At 46.4% G+C, this 17029-nt stretch carries 18 protein-coding genes; 10 read left to right on the top strand and 8 right to left on the bottom strand.

The annotated features are described in order from the left end of the window. Positions 1 to 32: 32 nt before the first annotated feature. Positions 33 to 671 carry a bifunctional 4-hydroxy-2-oxoglutarate aldolase/2-dehydro-3-deoxy-phosphogluconate aldolase gene (locus BLV33_RS09295; protein WP_090790353.1) on the bottom strand — a complete coding sequence of 213 codons (639 nt, stop codon included), beginning with the start codon at positions 669 to 671 and terminating at the stop codon, positions 33 to 35. 134 nt (positions 672 to 805) lie between these two features. On the opposite strand from BLV33_RS09295, the gene BLV33_RS09290 reads away from it, so the two are divergent. Then, positions 806 to 1156, top strand: coding sequence for a YtxH domain-containing protein (locus tag BLV33_RS09290; RefSeq protein ID WP_090790351.1), 351 nt, complete (start codon positions 806 to 808; stop codon positions 1154 to 1156). A 70-nt stretch (positions 1157 to 1226) separates the two neighbouring features. Here BLV33_RS09290 and BLV33_RS09285 read toward each other — a convergent pair whose 3' ends face one another. The 5 genes from BLV33_RS09285 to BLV33_RS09265 all read right to left on the bottom strand — a co-directional run bounded on the left by BLV33_RS09285 (position 1227) and on the right by BLV33_RS09265 (position 6177). Further along, the gene (locus tag BLV33_RS09285) at positions 1227 to 2243 is read right to left on the bottom strand and encodes a phosphodiester glycosidase family protein (protein ID WP_253187222.1); all 1017 of its coding nucleotides are present in this window, start codon (positions 2241 to 2243) and stop codon (positions 1227 to 1229) included. Positions 2244 to 2474: 231 nt separating this feature from the next. Continuing rightward, entirely contained in the window at positions 2475 to 3878 is a 1404-nt protein-coding gene (locus BLV33_RS09280; RefSeq protein ID WP_090790347.1) for a putative bifunctional diguanylate cyclase/phosphodiesterase, read from the bottom strand. 129 nt (positions 3879 to 4007) lie between these two features. Continuing rightward, the gene (locus BLV33_RS09275; RefSeq protein ID WP_090790345.1) at positions 4008 to 4652 is read right to left on the bottom strand and encodes a helix-turn-helix domain-containing protein; all 645 of its coding nucleotides are present in this window, start codon (positions 4650 to 4652) and stop codon (positions 4008 to 4010) included. 66 nt (positions 4653 to 4718) lie between these two features. After that, positions 4719 to 5288, bottom strand: coding sequence for a GNAT family N-acetyltransferase (locus BLV33_RS09270; RefSeq protein WP_171909077.1), 570 nt, complete (start codon positions 5286 to 5288; stop codon positions 4719 to 4721). 34 nt (positions 5289 to 5322) lie between these two features. After that, positions 5323 to 6177, bottom strand: coding sequence for an AraC family transcriptional regulator (locus BLV33_RS09265; protein ID WP_090798810.1), 855 nt, complete (start codon positions 6175 to 6177; stop codon positions 5323 to 5325). A 97-nt stretch (positions 6178 to 6274) separates the two neighbouring features. Here BLV33_RS09265 and BLV33_RS09260 point away from each other — a divergent pair, with 97 nt between their 5' ends. The 6 genes from BLV33_RS09260 to BLV33_RS09235 all read left to right on the top strand — a co-directional run bounded on the left by BLV33_RS09260 (position 6275) and on the right by BLV33_RS09235 (position 11407). Beyond that, entirely contained in the window at positions 6275 to 6697 is a 423-nt protein-coding gene (locus BLV33_RS09260; RefSeq protein WP_090790342.1) for a disulfide oxidoreductase, read from the top strand. Between the two features lie 109 nt (positions 6698 to 6806). After that, on the top strand, positions 6807 to 8108 hold the full coding sequence (locus tag BLV33_RS09255; RefSeq protein ID WP_090790340.1) for an alpha-glucosidase/alpha-galactosidase: 1302 nt from the start codon (positions 6807 to 6809) through the stop codon (positions 8106 to 8108). Between the two features lie 146 nt (positions 8109 to 8254). Further along, positions 8255 to 9232: a polysaccharide deacetylase family protein gene (locus BLV33_RS09250; protein ID WP_090790339.1), complete on the top strand. Its 978-nt coding sequence runs from the start codon at positions 8255 to 8257 to the stop codon at positions 9230 to 9232. A 90-nt stretch (positions 9233 to 9322) separates the two neighbouring features. After that, positions 9323 to 10132 carry a glutamate racemase gene (racE, locus tag BLV33_RS09245; protein ID WP_090790337.1) on the top strand — a complete coding sequence of 270 codons (810 nt, stop codon included), beginning with the start codon at positions 9323 to 9325 and terminating at the stop codon, positions 10130 to 10132. Positions 10133 to 10237: 105 nt separating this feature from the next. After that, positions 10238 to 11101 (top strand): M14 family metallopeptidase, encoded by an 864-nt coding sequence (locus tag BLV33_RS09240; protein ID WP_253187015.1) that lies wholly within the window; start codon positions 10238 to 10240, stop codon positions 11099 to 11101. Between the two features lie 93 nt (positions 11102 to 11194). After that, complete coding sequence (locus BLV33_RS09235) at positions 11195 to 11407, top strand: hypothetical protein (protein WP_090798808.1); 213 nt, start codon at positions 11195 to 11197, stop codon at positions 11405 to 11407. A 97-nt stretch (positions 11408 to 11504) separates the two neighbouring features. Here the strand turns inward: BLV33_RS09235 and BLV33_RS09230 are convergent, their stop codons facing one another. Together BLV33_RS09230 and BLV33_RS09225 are read right to left on the bottom strand one after the other, a co-directional pair. Then, complete coding sequence (locus BLV33_RS09230) at positions 11505 to 13100, bottom strand: MDR family MFS transporter (protein WP_090790333.1); 1596 nt, start codon at positions 13098 to 13100, stop codon at positions 11505 to 11507. Positions 13101 to 13121: 21 nt separating this feature from the next. After that, positions 13122 to 13577, bottom strand: a complete 456-nt coding sequence (locus BLV33_RS09225) for a MarR family winged helix-turn-helix transcriptional regulator (protein ID WP_216234733.1) — start codon at positions 13575 to 13577, stop codon at positions 13122 to 13124. A gap of 138 nt (positions 13578 to 13715) precedes the next feature. On the opposite strand from BLV33_RS09225, the gene BLV33_RS09220 reads away from it, so the two are divergent. The 3 genes from BLV33_RS09220 to BLV33_RS09210 all read left to right on the top strand — a co-directional run bounded on the left by BLV33_RS09220 (position 13716) and on the right by BLV33_RS09210 (position 16920). Then, a complete protein-coding gene (locus BLV33_RS09220) occupies positions 13716 to 14444 on the top strand; it encodes a FadR/GntR family transcriptional regulator (protein ID WP_253187014.1) in 729 nt (242 codons plus the stop codon). Between the two features lie 126 nt (positions 14445 to 14570). Beyond that, on the top strand, positions 14571 to 15329 hold the full coding sequence (locus BLV33_RS09215) for a (Fe-S)-binding protein (protein ID WP_090790331.1): 759 nt from the start codon (positions 14571 to 14573) through the stop codon (positions 15327 to 15329). Next, positions 15298 to 16920, top strand: coding sequence for a LutB/LldF family L-lactate oxidation iron-sulfur protein (locus BLV33_RS09210; protein WP_171909076.1), 1623 nt, complete (start codon positions 15298 to 15300; stop codon positions 16918 to 16920). Before BLV33_RS09215 ends, BLV33_RS09210 begins: the two co-directional genes overlap by 32 nt. Positions 16921 to 17029: the final 109 nt, after the last annotated feature.

The raw sequence follows: 17029 nt of genomic DNA, 5'->3' as shown, positions 1-17029 counted from the left end.
TGGCTGAAGATCAGCTCCTTTTGCTTACTTATTTATGATGCTCGGGACGCTTTCAGCAAGTCTGCAGCTTTTTCCGTAATCCACCCGTAATTGCCGGCTTCGATTTCTTTCAGATTGATCAAAGATCCGCCTATACCCAGCCCATAGCATCCAATGCTCAGGAATTCTCTAATATTGGCTTCGTTCACACCGCCTACAGCGATGAGCGGAATGTGATTCAGCGGTCCCATAAGCTCCTTGAAATAGGCGATGCCCATGCTGGCGCTTGGAAATATTTTTATCGCTGTAGCCCCGGCTTTCCAAGCCTTTACGATTTCCGTCGGTGTCATTGCACCAGGGAAGATGGGGACTCCCGTCTCTGAGGCATAGTGGATGACTTCAATATCCAAATTGGGTGTTACCAAGAAGGCTGCTCCGGCTTCCACCGCCTTACGGGCGTCTTCCAGATCAAGCACGGTTCCTGCGCCTATATACATAGTTTCTCCAAATTGCTGTTGCAGCTTTTTGATCATGGCCAGGGCTCCCGGCGTATTCAGCGTGACCTCCATGACGGTGATCCCGCCTTGGTACAGCGCTTTGGCAACGGCTGTGATATGCTTATCCTCCACACCTCTAAGAATAGCGATGATTCGAGTTGCATTGATTTCTTTTAAACCCTGCTGCTGGTTCATAAATGCCTCCAAAAAAATGCCTTGGAATAAATTTTAACATAATCCTTCAGAAAAATCTGTGTCAAAAAGCCATGCGCCTACTTATAATGTAATATTTCATAGGCATTCGTCTATATAAAAAGGAGTGTTTGGTCATGGCTAATGGGCAAAGAAGCAAGGATCTTTTGCTTGGAGTGATCGTTGGAGGCGTCATTGGTGCGTTAACCGCATTATTAGCAGCGCCCAAATCCGGCAGAGAGCTTAGAAGCGATATCAAGGAGCAAGTAAACACAGTAAGTGAAAAGACACAGCAAGCGGTTAACGCAGTCAGCGATAAAACCTCCGAGTGGGTAGAGAAGGTTCAAGTAGCGGCTAAAGATGTGATCGAGAATGTCCGTTCATGGCGGGAAAACAGTGATGAACCTACAGATGAAGGGCATACAGCCGATTTTGAATTACTAGATGATCTTCCAGCTCCAAAGGAACTCCAAATGAGCTTGAAGTAAACGTATCCGGCGCCATCAAAAAAAGAAGCATCCTACACCGCTTCATCATGCGGCATAGGATGCTTCTTGTTCATTTCATCCACTTGGAAGGATCAATTTTGTTAATGTCGAGGCCTGCCCAGATGTTAGCCACATGTACATCCTGCGGATTGTCGAAAGCGAGCCATGCTGTGGGTAAATAACGTTCCCCATATTGGCTTGAAGGCTTGTTGACGATTTCATTGTTGTGAACAAGCACACTCGATGCGCCGCCGTCCAAATTAGCTGCAGTGATTGCACCATGAGACAGGAAGATCTCCTGAATATCGTACAAAGTGGCGCCAATACTGTGTTTTTGCCTGCCGTCAACAATCGCGAACAGGATGGAACCGTCTTTGGTTTGCGCCATTGCCGTGCGAGGCGCTATGCCCCAGCCGTCTGCCTGGCTTTTGACCAAGCCTTCACCATTTACGATGAAGCGAGGGCTGAAGGACACAGCTTCCTGCACGCCCATTTTCAGAAGCTCGGAAACTTTGTATTTGCCTGCCACCATGCGGCCGTCCTTGTCGATCCCGACTACCTGCTGGGTGGATTCGAGGGTTCCATCATTGTAATAAATTTGGCCTCCTGAAATGACAATGCCTTCGGGTTGAAACCCATTACCCTTCCATTCAGGGTCGATGAAGCCTCCGCCGTTTACCCCGGCAATGGCACCAGTTCGTTTTACCATGGAGGAAACCTTCTCACCCATGCCGACTTTGTTAGGAACAACAATTTTCAGTTTTTTCGGATCAGAGATCGTCATTAGAAATCCTTTGAAATTGGGTCCCGAAATGGCTTCAACCTTTACCAACTCTACGGGTGGTGGTTTTACCACTGCAGTTTCAGTTACGGGTTGTGGTTCCAACTTGACCAAACCTTTGTCTCTAACCTCGCCCATCTGCTCGAAACTCGCCCAATAATTTTTCACACGCTCATTTAGTTGGTCCGAGCCTATCAAATACTTCGCCCAATCACGATGCTGCGTAGTAATCAAGGTGTCCGCCAACACATAGCGGATTTTGGATCCGGATGCTGTGAGATAAAACCAACAAGTAAACAAAATCATAAGCAGCACACCAATCAATAGAGTATAGCTGATGAGCTGCAGCCATAATGAATTGTTGCGTTTCCCCGGCTTCTGTCCGCTCGGAGTCGTAATTACAGTTGGCAGATCAGGTACTGGCTTGATTGCCATAGCTTGCTCTTCATTCCTCTCAATAAAAATGCATATGTTTATTAAACGAAAAAAAAGAGTGAAAAGTTTCATGTTTCCCAGACTTTTCTACACTCTTTTGTCCTAATTAAATAAATTATTTTTTGATTTCAACAGCTGTTCAAATTGATCGGAGGGAAGAGGCTGGCTAAATAGGTAGCCTTGAATTTCATCGCACTCATTTTCGATGAGAAAATCCAACTGTTCCTGCGTTTCTACACCTTCGGCCAGGCATTTGATTTTCAACTGTTTGGATAAGTTAATCAGCGCGGTCACAATAGCAGCACTATCAATATCGGAAGTGATGTCACGAATGAAAGACTGATCGATCTTTAGTGTATTTACGCGATAACTTTTGAGATATGAGAGAGAAGAGTAGCCTGTCCCAAAATCATCAATAGAAATCTGGGCTCCAAGCTGGCTCAGCTTTTTGAGCGATTCCAATATAAATGCAGTGTTTTTCAGTGAGATAGTTTCGGTGATTTCCAGACATAACCGATTGGCAGAAAGACCTGATTTGCACAGGATGTTTTCTACGAAAGAAACAAATCCGGGCTGCATGATTTGATGCACTGAAATGTTCACTGCCACAGTTAGCGGCGTCTGTCCCAAACTGCTCCATAATTGATTTTGCCTGCAAGCTTGCTCCAGCACCCAGCTTCCCAAAGGAATAATAAGTCCTGTTGCTTCCGCCAAGGGGATGAAATCGGAGGGAGGGACCATACCCCATTTCGGATGCTTCCAGCGAATCAGTGCTTCCATTCCAAAAATATGCCCGCTTTGCAGATCAACCAGAGGCTGATAATACACCATGAGTTCACTCAGTGCCATTGCTTTTCGAAGATCCATTTCCAGATGCAATCTCTGCAAGGATTGCCGATTCATGTCCGGATCAAAAAGGGTAAAGGTATTCCCGCCAATCTCCTTGGCTTTATACATGGCAATATCCGCACGTTGAATCAGGGATTGGGCATCATTCCCATTGTCGGGGTACAGGCTGATACCGATACTTGCAGTCAGCTGCAGCTCAAAATCCTCAAACAGAATAGGTTCGCTTGTATAAGCCAGCAGGTATTTCGCAAAAGCGTTAACTTCATCCTGGTGAGTAATATCTGTCAAGAGCAGCATGAATTCGTCGCCACCGAAGCGGGCCGCAGTTTTTTTACCTTTTATGTATGTATGGAGCAGCTTATGTCCTATGTAAGACAACAGCTTGTCTCCGGTTCTATGTCCAAATGTATTATTGATCAGCTTAAATCGATCCAGGTCGATAAAGAAGACTGCTGCCTTTGTCCCGGAAGCGTCTGCTTCAAGAAGCGATTGTTTTAGCTGCTCCTCAAACCAGGGTCTTCCCGGCAGTTCTTTAACCGTACTGGAAATAGGTTTCATCACACGATTTTCCCAAATCGTCACTGACTCTTGGGAGTCGATAAGCAGAATTTCTGCCCCTTTTTTTCTGTTGCGAGGAACAGGTAGCTTAGGTGTCATGGGCTCAACTCCAGAGAGGAAATAATTTTTCTACAAATATAGACACGTTCATTAGTGCTTTCATCACAAAAAAAAAGAATCAAGTACAAATCGTACTTGAATCTTGATAGTTAATCACGTTCTTTAGTCTCACTTTATGGAGATAATGGAAGCTGATTTCCCGGTTTTACGTCCAAAATTGTACTCCAGGCTGTTACCGGTATTGGCTGCAACGGATCTTAAGATAAGGTCATGATACTTCTTCTGGCGCAGCGCTGACATGGTGACATACTTGCCTTGACCTTGATCATCGAAGAAAAGCTTGCCTTCCTTTTCCATATACTTTCGCAGATGGTGCAGATTCACGAATAAATCATTATCTACTTTTTTGAACATGTGTTCATCCAGTTTGTCCAAAAAACCGCTGAAATCAACGAGAGAGTTCATATTTCTAACCATTTTGGAATCTTGCTGGTGGTAGGTAATTTCTTTGGCCCCGAGTTCGATGAACATGACCTCTTTCAAATCAATTTCCGGAAGGGCTGCCTGTGTTTCTTGATTATCCAGATAACCAGCCTTAATCATGAGCTCCGTGTAAGAAATGTTGTAAGCATCAGAAAGTTTTTTGAGCGTATCGGGTGAAGGCTTTATCTTATCATTAGTTGAGCGGTTTCGCTCTAATTCGAGATCACGGATATAAGCATGAGACAACCCGCTTTTATAGGCTGCGTCACGCAAAGACATTTTGCCTCTTAATTGCTCCAGGAATTTACCAAATCCATCAGACTGTTTCATAAGGCATCCCTCCTTGTGCTATCTATTGTAAACGCTCTAAATTGAACATGTGAGAAATTGAAATAGTTAAACCCACTCATCCGCCAATATAGCAAACACCGCATGATCTTCCCATTCACCGTTAATTCTTAAATATTTTCGAAAAAGGCCTTCCTGCCTGAACCCGTTTTTCTCCAAAGTGCGCTTGGAACCAATGTTACGCGGCATCACACCAGCTTCCACCCGATGCAGCGCCAGAGATCCAAACGCGATGGAAAGACTGATACCGACAGCTTCGGTCATCAGACCTTGGCCATTAAAGCGCTGGGCCATCGAATACCCGACCAAGCAATTGAAGAGAGGCCCGCGAATCACTCTATTGAGGTGGAGGGTACCCACGAGTAAATCCGACTCTATCAGGAAAATGCCAAAAGCATAGCCGATATCACTTACAGATTCGTCGATCCACTGTTCGATTTTTTGCTCCGCAAACTGGGAGGTAAAATGGTCGCTCGGCTGAGCGGGTTCAAATGGCTGCAGAAAACTGCGGTTTTCCAGGCGATACTCCAAAAGCGCGGCTGCATCCTGAGGCTGCCACTGCCGTAAATAAATTCGGTTCCCTGGATATTGCGGCTGCAACTGATATTTAGATGACATAATTGTATTCCTTTCTTGGGTGTAGTTGCAAATATTACCGGGAGCAATCGTAAGCGGATATAGGTTTGCCGAGCCGGTATTCGCTTGGCGAGAAGCCTGACCATTTTTTAAACTGCTTCGAGAAGTACAGCGCATCGGTAAAGCCGACTGAGGAAGCTACCTGTTCAATAGTAAGCTGCTCCTGTAAAAGCAGCTTTGCACGCTCCATACGCAGCTTGAGCAAATAATGCATGGGTGCGAGTCCGGTGTACGCTTTGAAAATTTTGGAGAGATAAGTACGATGATATCCTAGATCATAAGCCATCTGCTCGATGGATATCGGTTTATTGTACTGCAGCGTAAGCCACAGTATGGCCTGTTCCATTTGCTGCTGCTGGGGAGAGATGGATGTTTGCCGCGGCACAGGAACAAGTGCCTGCTTCGCATATTCGCCCAGCAAGAGCCGCAAATAACCCTCTGCCTGAATATCGCAGGAGGCATGTCCTTCACGCAATATTTGTTCAACCTGATAAAATAAGGCTGTGGTTTTACGGCTCTGCTTTGTATGCACAATCGGTTTATAAGGCGAGATGCCGAGCTGACTGAGCAGCTGAACAATATGAGTTCCTTTACAAGCGATCCAGCGATAGCACCAAGGATCGTCCCGATCGGATATATAGCTTACAAGCTCGCCGGGGAAGATGAAGAAGTGATCGCCTTTACCGAGCTCATAATCTTTGCCCATCGAGCGAAAGCTGCCTTTGCCGGAAATGACCATATGGACGAGATAATAGTCTAGCACCTGCGGTCCTGCTTGATGCTGCGGCTCTGTCTGGGAGCTGCCTGCGAATAACACGGTAAGCTCTCCTTTTCCTGGGAAAGGATTCATTGCAAACGAATAGGTGGGCATCTTCACGAAAACTTCTCCTTTCTTTCATTGACTTGTCCAGCCGTATTTTCCATAATATAGGGCAAAGGGGGAGATCACGATAGGCAGGAAACGTTTTATGAAGGAAAACGGTATGCATCTCTCTTGGATGGTTGCGTTAATTGCCACGCTGGGAAGCTTATATTTTTCGGAAATTCTGCATTATTTACCTTGCAAACTTTGTTGGTACCAACGGATATTGATGTATCCTTTAGTGCTCATACTGGGCATAGCCTCTGTACGTAAGGATTACCAGTTAACCGTCTATGTTATACCCATGGCGTTCTGGGGAGCATGCATCTCTATCTATCATATCTTGATGCAGGAGACTTCATGGTTTCAGGAAGCCGCAACCTCATGCGGCCCAGTACCTTGCAATGTGGATTACATCCGCTGGCTGGGATTTATAACGATTCCCATGCTTGCCGGGACCGCTTTTCTGCTGATCGCGGTGATGCAGTTCATGACTTGGAAGGCTGCACGCCATTCAGTTTACAGATAACTACATATCTCCATATAGAAGTGGGATGTCTCCATATGAATTCGCTGATAGAAGGCGTATATTCGATATAAGAGCATCTCACTTTTTATCATACAGGAGGAAATCATCCATGTCCAAGATCACTTTTTTAGGAGCGGGCAGTACGGTTTTTGCCAAGAACGTACTCGGAGATTGCATGTTAACGCCTGCACTTCAAGGTTTTGAATTGGCTTTATTTGATATTGATCATCAGCGGTTGAAAGATTCGGAAAATATGCTGAACAATCTCAAAAGGGCAGCGAAAAGCAGCTGTGTAGTAAAGGCATATACCAATAGGAAAGAAGCGCTGAGCGGTGCAAAATTTATCGTTAATGCGATTCAGGTAGGCGGATATGATCCTTGTACGATCACGGATTTTGAGGTACCCAAGAAATACGGCCTCCGTCAAACGATTGCCGATACGATTGGGATAGGCGGCATTTTCCGTAACCTGAGAACGATTCCGGTGATGCTTGACTTTGCATCAGATATTCAAGAGATGTGTCCTGAGGCCTTGTTCCTGAACTATTCAAATCCAATGGCTGTTTTGACGAATGTAATGAATACTTACGGTGGAGTGCAAACTGTCGGACTTTGCCATAGCGTGCAGGCCTGCATGCCTGAATTGTTTAAAAGCTTGGGACTTGACAGCGCAGGGGTTCAAACTAAAATTGCCGGTATCAACCATATGGCCTGGCTGCTTGAGGTTACGAAAGACGGTGTTGATATATATCCGGAAATTAAGCGCAGGGCCGCTGAAAAGCAGAAGGAAAAGCATGGTGACATGGTGCGTTATGAGATGATGTTCCGGTTTGGGTATTATAATACAGAGTCCTCCGAGCATACAGCCGAGTATCATCCATATTTTATCAAACAAAATTACCCGGAGCTGATCGAACGCTTCAATATCCCGCTGGATGAATACCCGCGCCGGTGTGTAAATCAAATCGAGCGTTGGAAGAAGATGCGGGAGGAGCTGGTAAACAACCAGAATCTTGAGCATCATCGGTCGCATGAGTATGCATCCTACATCTTTGAAGCAATGGAGACTAACATTCCATATAAAATTGGCGGAAATGTCATGAATACAGGTCTCATCACGAATCTTCCGAAGGAAGCCTGCGTGGAGGTCCCCTGCCTCGTGGATGCCAGCGGCGTTACACCGACTTATGTTGGAGATCTGCCCCCGCAATTGGCTGCTTTAAACCGAACCAACATCAATACCCAGCTGCTGACTATAGAAGCGGCCATCACACGCAAAAGAGAACATATATATCACGCGGCGATGTTGGATCCGCATACAGCGGCTGAACTTTCGCTGGATGATATCGTATCGCTTTGCGATGATTTAATTGAAGCGCACGGAGATTGGCTGCCTTCCTATACTAGATAAAAAATGAAGCATTCGGATCACGATCCGGATGCTTTTTTTTGCAACTTTTATGCAGCATCATGAGTCTAATTAAATGAATACATTTGGCACGAGATGTCGAAATATAATGTTGGAATCCAGATCGATACTAATAAAGAGGTGCACGATTGAAAAAGTCAACTTGGAATCTGCTGCTAGTCACTTTACTGAGCACTGCCTTGGCAGGATGCTCCAATTCCACACAGGATACTGCATCTGCTTCTACTCAAAAAGTCTCAGTTAATGTGAAGGAAACCGCCGCTCCATCACCAACAAGCACGATAAAACCGGTTGTTACACCATCACAATCAATCACTCCAACACAAACTCCAAATGATATCCCATCGGCTTCTCCCTCAGCGGCTCCGGTTCAGTCAACCGCTGTCAAACCCGTGGCTGCAGCTAAATCTGGAACAAGCGAGAAAGCAGCTTTATCATGGTACTACTTGAAGAAGAAAACGGGACAAGTCCCCGATTTCCCGAAAGAGACCAAGAGCTTCACCAGCGGCCAAAAAGCAGTTTGGATAGGTAAAGGCAAGAAGGTATATCTCACCATCGATGCAGGCGGACCGCTTATTGAAGTCGATATGATGCTGAAAGCATTGAAGGACAACGATGTGAAAGCCAACTTTTTTATTGCGGGCTATAACATCAAGCAGAATCCGGATTATTTGAAGCGATTGGTCAATGACGGTCATTTTATCGCGAATCACACGATGACACACAAGGATTTGACGCTGCTGACAGATGACCAAGTGAAGAGCGAAATAACGGATTTCGAAAAAATGTATAAAGAAATTACAGGCAAAGAGGTGGAGAAATATTTCCGCTTTCCTTATGGCAAATATTCGATGCATGATCTAAGCTTGATTTCCAGCATGGGTTATACGTCAGTTTTCTGGTCAACTGCGATGAAAGATTGGGAGCCACGCAAAAATGGGGCCGACGATCCGTATAATGATATCATGAATAATCTGCATGACGGGAATATCATTTTGATGCACCAAGGCTCCAAAGAGAATATGCAGGCTCTCGACCGCATCATCAAAGCCGTCAAAAAAGCTGGTTACGAGTTTGGGACCGTGAACGAATTATCGCCAAACTAGGACATTTATCCAGGTACTTTCTGACTTGTACATTCATATCCTATGCATGAGTTGCAATCATCCATCAAGCGACAAAGGAAGCGTATATTCGTGCAGCAGGCTATTGCCATACTAGACTCCGGAGTCGGAGGATTAACCGTTGTCAAGGAAGTCATGCGGCAGCTTCCACTCGAAAAGATTATTTATTTCGGGGATACAGCCCGCAGTCCCTATGGTCCGAGACCCGCTGAAGAGGTTCAGGCGTTCACGGCTCAAATTGTGGATTATTTAATTCAATTCAACCCAAAAATGATTGTCATCGCTTGCAATACGGCAACAGCAGCAGCCATGGATCTTATCCGGTCCAAAGTATCTATTCCAGTCCTGGGTGTCATTTCACCTGGCGTTCGCGCCGCGATCAAGTCATCGTTTAACGCAAGGGTTGGCGTCATCGGAACAGAAGGAACAATCCGCAGCAAAGCCTACGAGCAGGCATTAACATCCATCTCGCCGAATATACAAGTTTTCAGCCAAGCATGCCCAGACCTCGCTCCATTGGTTGAAAAAGGTCTTTTTGACTCCGATGAAACCATTCAAGCGGTGGAAGCATCTCTGTCGGTGCTTCGTTCAAGCCCAATGGATTGCCTGATTCTGGGGTGCACCCATTATCCGTTTCTAACCCGTGCGATTTCTGAAGTCATGGGCTCCGAGGTCAAGCTTATTTCTTCAGCGGATGAAACAGCCCGCGAGATCAGTGCGATCCTTCACCATCATGAAATGCTGTCCCCAACGGGAATGGTTCCTTTTCATCAATTTTATTGCAGCGGAGAGCCGGGGCTGTTTAAACAAATCGCCCAAAACTGGCTGAAGGAAGAAATCTCCATCACTCCTGTCGTTTGGCAGGTGCCTACTATCAGATAAGGCACTAATGGCAAAGACCTCTAACCTTGGAGGTCTTTTTTGGCCTATTTGGAAGTATAAATCTGGATGTATATTAGCATTTTATGGGCTGCGGGAGGGTTGGTCATGGAAGAAGGATACAGCTATCAGAGGATGAAAGAGGATCTTGCGAGGCTATGCGAGCAATTTCCTTTCTTGTATGTTGAAACAATTGGACATAGTGTCGCGGGAAGGGGAATTCCTGTTGTACGCTTAGGTACTGGACCCAATGAGATTCATTACAATGCGGCCATGCATGCGAATGAGTGGATCACTGCACCCTTGTTGATGCGTTTCCTGGAGGAGGCTGCGTGCGCTTTTATGCAGGGAAGCTGTTATCGAGGGAAGGATATGCGGCAGATTTTTTCAGAAACGAGCCTCTGGGCCGTACCCATGGTTAACCCGGATGGGGTAGATTTGGTACACACAGCTCCTTGCCATTTTGAGAATTGGAAGGCGAACCTGCGAGGAGTCGACCTCAATGATCAATTTCCGGCGCACTGGGAAGAAGAACGTGCTCGCAGAACTGTGCAGCTGCCCGGGGAAAGAGATTATGGAGGTGAAGCTCCATTGACGGAGCCTGAAGCTGTCGCATTAGCCCGCTTTACCTCTTTGCATGATTTTCAGCTTGTTATGGCTCTGCATACGCAAGGGAGAGAAATTTACTGGAATTACCGTGATTTGGAGCCGCCTGGTTCAGAAGCCATTGCTTATAGATTCGCGCAAGTCAGTGGTTATAAAGCTGTAAAACTCACCGATAGTGATGCCGGCTATAAGGACTGGTTCATCCAAGAATTTGGCAGGCCAGGATTTACGGTTGAGGTCGGATGGGGAACGAATCCATTGCCGCCTGATCTGCTGCCTCAGCTTTATGAAGAGGTGGCCGATATTTTGCTTGAAGGCTTGACCGTGTGTATGAACAGATTTGGGCCGCCCACATATACTGATTAAGCGTAAGAGTCTTTCATAATGGACGCTGTAAAAAGCACTCTTGCGCGAAAAACACGCTTTCCCAGTGGAAAGCCGGCAGGAGGATCAGCAGCCATGGCAGCTAATGCAAAAGCGAAAAAAATCAAAAAGAAAACTGAATTTGCCTCAAACAGAGCTCAATATACGATGAAATTAGTGGAGTCAAACACATGTGCAGTATGCAAACAGCAATGCGCAAGGGGCCTCAGATATTTGGCCAAAATGTCAGAGCCGGGTGCTGTGGGCAATGGCGTGCCTTGCATTTTAACCAGAAAGCGGATCGTATAAGCTCACGGTCGCTTGACTCATGATAAATGAATAAACAAAATCGCCCAGACCCGGTCTTGATGAAACCGTGATCTGGGCGATTCTATTTAGCCGCTGCTTACAAAGCTTCCAGCACTTCCGCTTTAGAGGCTGTTCCTTCTTCGGATTTCTTAAGTCTTTCTTTGCCCATGAAGAAACCGGCGAGAAGCCCGATAAGGACGAAAATAACACCGCTGGCGAATACAAGAGTTATGGAGTGAGCTAGAACTCCTCGCACGCCTTCAAGAAGAGCAGGCGGCATTGAAGCTCTTGCCTGAGGATTCAACAGCATCTGCGGATTCGCAAACTTGCTGAGGGTTTCCGCGGGAATATTGGGTAAAGATTTCCCGAGATCACTTAGGCCTGCATTCATTTTGTTAGTCATTAAGGCTCCCATTACGCTTACTCCCAAAGTAGCACCGATGGAGCGGAAAAACTGGGAAGAAGACGTTGCGACACCGCGCTGTTCCCGGGACACTGCGCTTTGAACGGCAATGGTCAATACTGGCATCAAAGCACCCATACCTAGGCCGGTTATGATCATATAGATTACAACCGTTGAATTTGGAGTATTTAGCGTCATCTGCGACATCAGGAGAAAGCCTATTGTCATGATCAGCATGGAAACGACGATTATCACCCGATAGGAGACCTTGCTGATAATTCGTCCCCCGATAATGCTCGATGCGATCAGCGACAGCATCAAGGGAGTCAAGATATAGCCGGCTTGTGTGGCTGATGATCCGATGACACCTTGCACAAACAATGGAATGTATGTGATGGCGCCGAACATCCCGATTCCCATAAAAAATCCAACGATGCTGGATACGGTAATGGCACGGTTTTTGAACAGGTAAAGTGGAATAATTGGCTCTTTGGCGCGCGATTCAATGAAAATGAACAGCACGATTAAAACAACACTTGCAGCAAATAAACCAATAATCTGGAACGAACCCCATGGAAAATGCGTACCCGGATCGTTCGCACCGCCTCCGCCAAGTACAAGCGCCAACAGGAGGGTGACGACTGCGCCTGTCAAGACAATGGCACCGCCCCAGTCAATGGATTTCTTCTCAGTCCCTTTGGATTCCTTGAGAACTGTTCCAAGAACGATGGCACCCAGAATACCGAATGGCAGATTCACATAAAATATCCACTGCCAGTTCACGTTATCAACCAAAAATCCGCCGACAGCAGGCCCGAGCACACTGGATAAGCCGAATACTGCGCCGAATATGCCTTGCATTTTACCGCGTCGATCCGGAGGAAAGATATCGCCGATGATCGTCATCGCAATTGGCATTAATGCGCCGGCGCCAATTCCTTGAATAGCACGAAAAATAATCAATTCCGTCATGTTATGCGAGAGGCCGCACAGCGCAGAACCAGCCAGGAAAAAGCCCATGCCGATTAAGTAAATCAATCTTCGGCCATACAAGTCAGCCAGTTTTCCGAAAATCGGAACAGCTGCGGTTGAAGTCAGCATGTAGATGGAGAATACCCAACTGTAAAGCGCCAATCCATGCAGGTCGGAGATTACGGTTGGCATCGCTGTGGATACGATCGTTTGATCCAGGGATGAAAGCAGAAGTCCCAGCATAAGCCCGGTGACAATCCATTTTATTTGTTTGGGTGTTGGAGCTGTTTCTGTTGCAGTTTGTGATATGGTAGACATTCATTCCACTCCTTGTTTGGGTTAATTGAGGACTGCATCCAATTTGGTGAATACGTCCATCATCTTCTCTAAATCTTCTTCTTTAAGCTCGGAGAATACGTTCATCATTTTATTCATGCGCTCCTGAAAAATTTGTTTGGACAGCTCCATACCTTTTTCCGTAAGCGAAAAATGAACCACTCTGCGATCCTCTTCCGAACGAATGCGGTTCATCAGTCCCAAATTTACCAGCTTGTCGGTAAGTCCTGTTACAGCTCCCGACGTAACTCCGAGTTTATTTGCGATATCGGAAGCATTACAACTTCCCATCTTGTTCAGCATCATAATGACAAAGATCTGACCGCCCGCCAACTGATAATCCGATTGAGGATGATTCATTCTTTGCTTGAATTTAAAAGCGATACGCTCAATTAATCCCTGTATTTCCTGAATGATTTCTTGTTTTCTTGGTTCATTGCTGCTGTTGTCGGAAGACACTTGATTCTCCTCCTTCCTTAATTAGTAAACTTCTTAATAAGTAAATATCTTATCTACTAAGTTAATTACAAGGTATAATATACGACATCATCAAAAGAATGTCAAATCCATTTATTATGTTAAAATAGAGACAGACCGATGAGAAAGAGTGATAGCGTGGAAATTACGAAAATTGCTTCAAGGAAAATTTATGAGCAAATCGCTTCGCAAATCAAAGATCAAATTGTGAATGGCAAGCTGCTCCCAGGTGACAAACTTCCTTCAACCCGTGAGCTGTCGGAGTCTTTTCAAGTAGGCCGATCAACCGTTCGTGAGGCATTAAGTGCGCTCAAGGCCATGGGTCTCGTGGAAATACATCAAGGTGAAGGCAGCTATGTACGAAAAATTGATCCGTCTGACCTCGAGATGCCGCAGTTGGACGCTCTGATTATGAGCAGGACAACGATCCTGGAGCTTCTGGAGGCACGTAAATCACTTGAGGTTTCCAATGCTGGGTTAGCGGCTGAAAAGCGTACGGAAGAGGATCTCCGAGCGTTTAAGCAGATCTTGGAGCGGATGCAGAACAGTTTGGATAATGAGGCAGAGGGGGAAAAGGAAGATATCCTCTTTCACCTTACTTTAGCCGGAGCGACGCATAATTCGATCATGATGAGACTCCTTGAAACCATATCCGGCCAGATGGAGCTGGCAATTCGTGAAACCCGCAGACTGCAGGTGTATTCCAATAAATCGGTGCTGATCCAGCTGTATAAAGAACATCAAGAAATATATGAGGCCATTCATACAAGCAATCCGGAAGAAGCGCAAAATAAAATGCGGCAGCACCTTTTCCATGTAGAGCGAATGCTGATGCCTTTTTTGAAGTAACCTTGCAACGGAAAAAGGAAGCAGTCAGCGGATTTGAGGGGAATTACTCCCAAAACTGCTTTTCAAAATCCAACTTATCTGATAACCTGATAAGTATGAAGTGATCATGGAATAAGAGGTGTATTCATGCGGGTATCTTTGTTTGTTACTTGCTTGGCGGATGTGATGTATCCCCAGGTTGGAGAAAGCGTAGTGCGGCTTTTGAGCCGTTTTGGATGTGAGGTCGATTTCCCCCAAATGCAGACCTGCTGCGGTCAGCCTGCTTTTAACAGCGGCTATCAGGATGAAGCCAGAGAGGTAGCCAGAGGCATGATTCGTGCTTTTGAGCAAAGTGACTATGTGGTTTCTCCTTCCGGATCATGTTCCGGGATGATTCATCATTATTATCCCTATTTATTCGAAAATGAACCGGAATGGAAAGCTAAAGCAGAAGCGTTGGTGGAGAAAACGTATGAGTTCTCGCGGTTTTTGGTAAAGGTTCTAGGTGTATCGGATATGGGTGCCATTTTCGAGGAAAAAGTTACGTATCACCCATCTTGCCATGCCATGCGGCTGCTTGGTGTCAAAGAAGAGCCAATGCAACTGCTTGAGAACGTAAAAGGCGCAGAATTTATTGAGCTTTCCCATAAAGAGGATTGCTGCGGATTCGGGGGTACATTTGCCGTGAAAATGGCCGATATGTCGGAAGCAATGGTTTGCGAGAAAACGAAGCATGTTGTGGAAACCGGAGCAACGGTTTTGGTTGGAACGGATATGGGCTGCCTGATGAATATCGACGGCCGGTTGAATAAAGAAGGCAAGCCGATTCGTGTGATGCATTTGGCAGAGCTTTTGGAGAAAGGGGTAATGGAAAGTGAGCAGCGTACAAACAAGCAGTTCCCATGATCCGGAGCTGGAGCTTATTGGCAGCGGCTTGAAGAAGCGTACAGAGCTTGCGCTCGGAGATGAATTTCTACGCAAAGCGGTTGCCTTTACAACAGATAAGCTAAAAAACGGAAGACTCAACGCGATGGCCGATATCGGAAATTGGGAATTATGGCGTGATCGTGCCAGCAACATCCGCACGCATACCATCTGCCATCTGGATTATTATTTGACTCAATTTTCCGATAATGTGGTGAACAGCGGCGGTCATGTTTATTTTTGCAAAACGGCTGATGATGCAGTCAAGCAGTTCATAGAAATTGCCGAAATGAAGAAAGCGAGGCTTGTTGCGAAGGGTAAATCGATGGTGTCCGAAGAAATACACCTCAACCATCATCTCGAGGAAATCGGTATTGAAGCTATTGAGACTGACCTGGGCGAGTACATTCTGCAGCTGGCCAAGGAGACGCCTTCCCATCTGATCATCCCGGCTATTCATAAAAATAAACAGCAAATTGCTGATTTATTTACCGAAGCTTCCGGAAAGGAATTAATGCCGGAGACGAAGGTATTGGCCGATTATGCCAAGCAAAAGCTGCGCAATTACTTTTTGGAGGCGGATATTGGCCTCACAGGCTGCAATTTTGGCGTAGCCGAATCGGGATCGATTACGCTTGTATCCAACGAAGGCAATGGCCGCATGGTTTCCACCTTACCTAAAACCCACGTTGTTGTGATGGGCATGGAGCGTCTGATCCCAACCTTTGAAGATCTGGAAGTCATGCTCAACATGCTTGCACGCAGTGCAACTGGACAAAAGCTTACTACGTATACCTCTTTAATTACGGGACCTCGCAGACCGGAAGATCTGGATGGACCCGAAGAGCTCCATGTCATTATCCTCGATAACGGACGATCTTCCCAGCTGGGTGATCCCGTGTTTCAGGAAGTTCTTAATTGTATTCGCTGCGCGGCTTGTCTCAATGTTTGCCCAGTGTACCGGCACATTGGCGGGCACGCTTATGGCAGTGTATACAGCGGACCGATCGGAGCAGTGCTCACGCCGTTAATTCAGCAGGATATGAAGGAGGCTGGACAGCTTTCCTATGCCTCCAGCCTTTGCGGGGCTTGCTATGAAGCATGTCCGGTTAAAATCCCGCTGCATGACATGCTCGTCCAGCTTCGTCACCGCAAGGTGAAAATGAAGCTGACGCCAATGGCGGAAAGAATCGCTTTCCGCACCTTCCAGACCGCATTCGGTCATGTGACGCTGTATAAAATGGCGATCAAATCGGCCTATTATATGCAAAAGCCACTGCTTCAGGAAGGCAAAATTAAAAAGGGCTTCGGACCGTTAGCCGGCTGGACACAGTCACGCTTCCTGCCGATGAAGCCGAAGCAGTCTTTCCGAGACAAGTGGGAGGCCTTGCAATTGGAAATGAAGCAGAAGGCGAAAATCGATGTGGGGCAGACCATTAAACAGGACAACAAGATGGAAACAAATGCGAACAGCCATCCTGCTCGATCGAGCGCTGTTTCGGGGGAGGAGCTGAGTGCGGAGCGTTCCGCTTATAAAAAGGCAGCGGAAGAACGGGGTGGAGCGGATGAGTAACCCAGGCGAAAAGCCAGGAAGCGTGCACAGCGGACTGCTGGGAAGCGAGCAACGCGGAGAAGAAGGGAGCGGAAACAGCCCACTGCAAGGAAGCGGGCAACGCGGAGAA

The sequence above is a fragment of the Paenibacillus sp. GP183 genome, assembly GCF_900104695.1.
Classification (GTDB): Bacteria; Bacillota; Bacilli; order Paenibacillales; family NBRC-103111; genus Paenibacillus_AI.
This window is presented reverse-complemented; position numbering and strand designations above follow the sequence as displayed.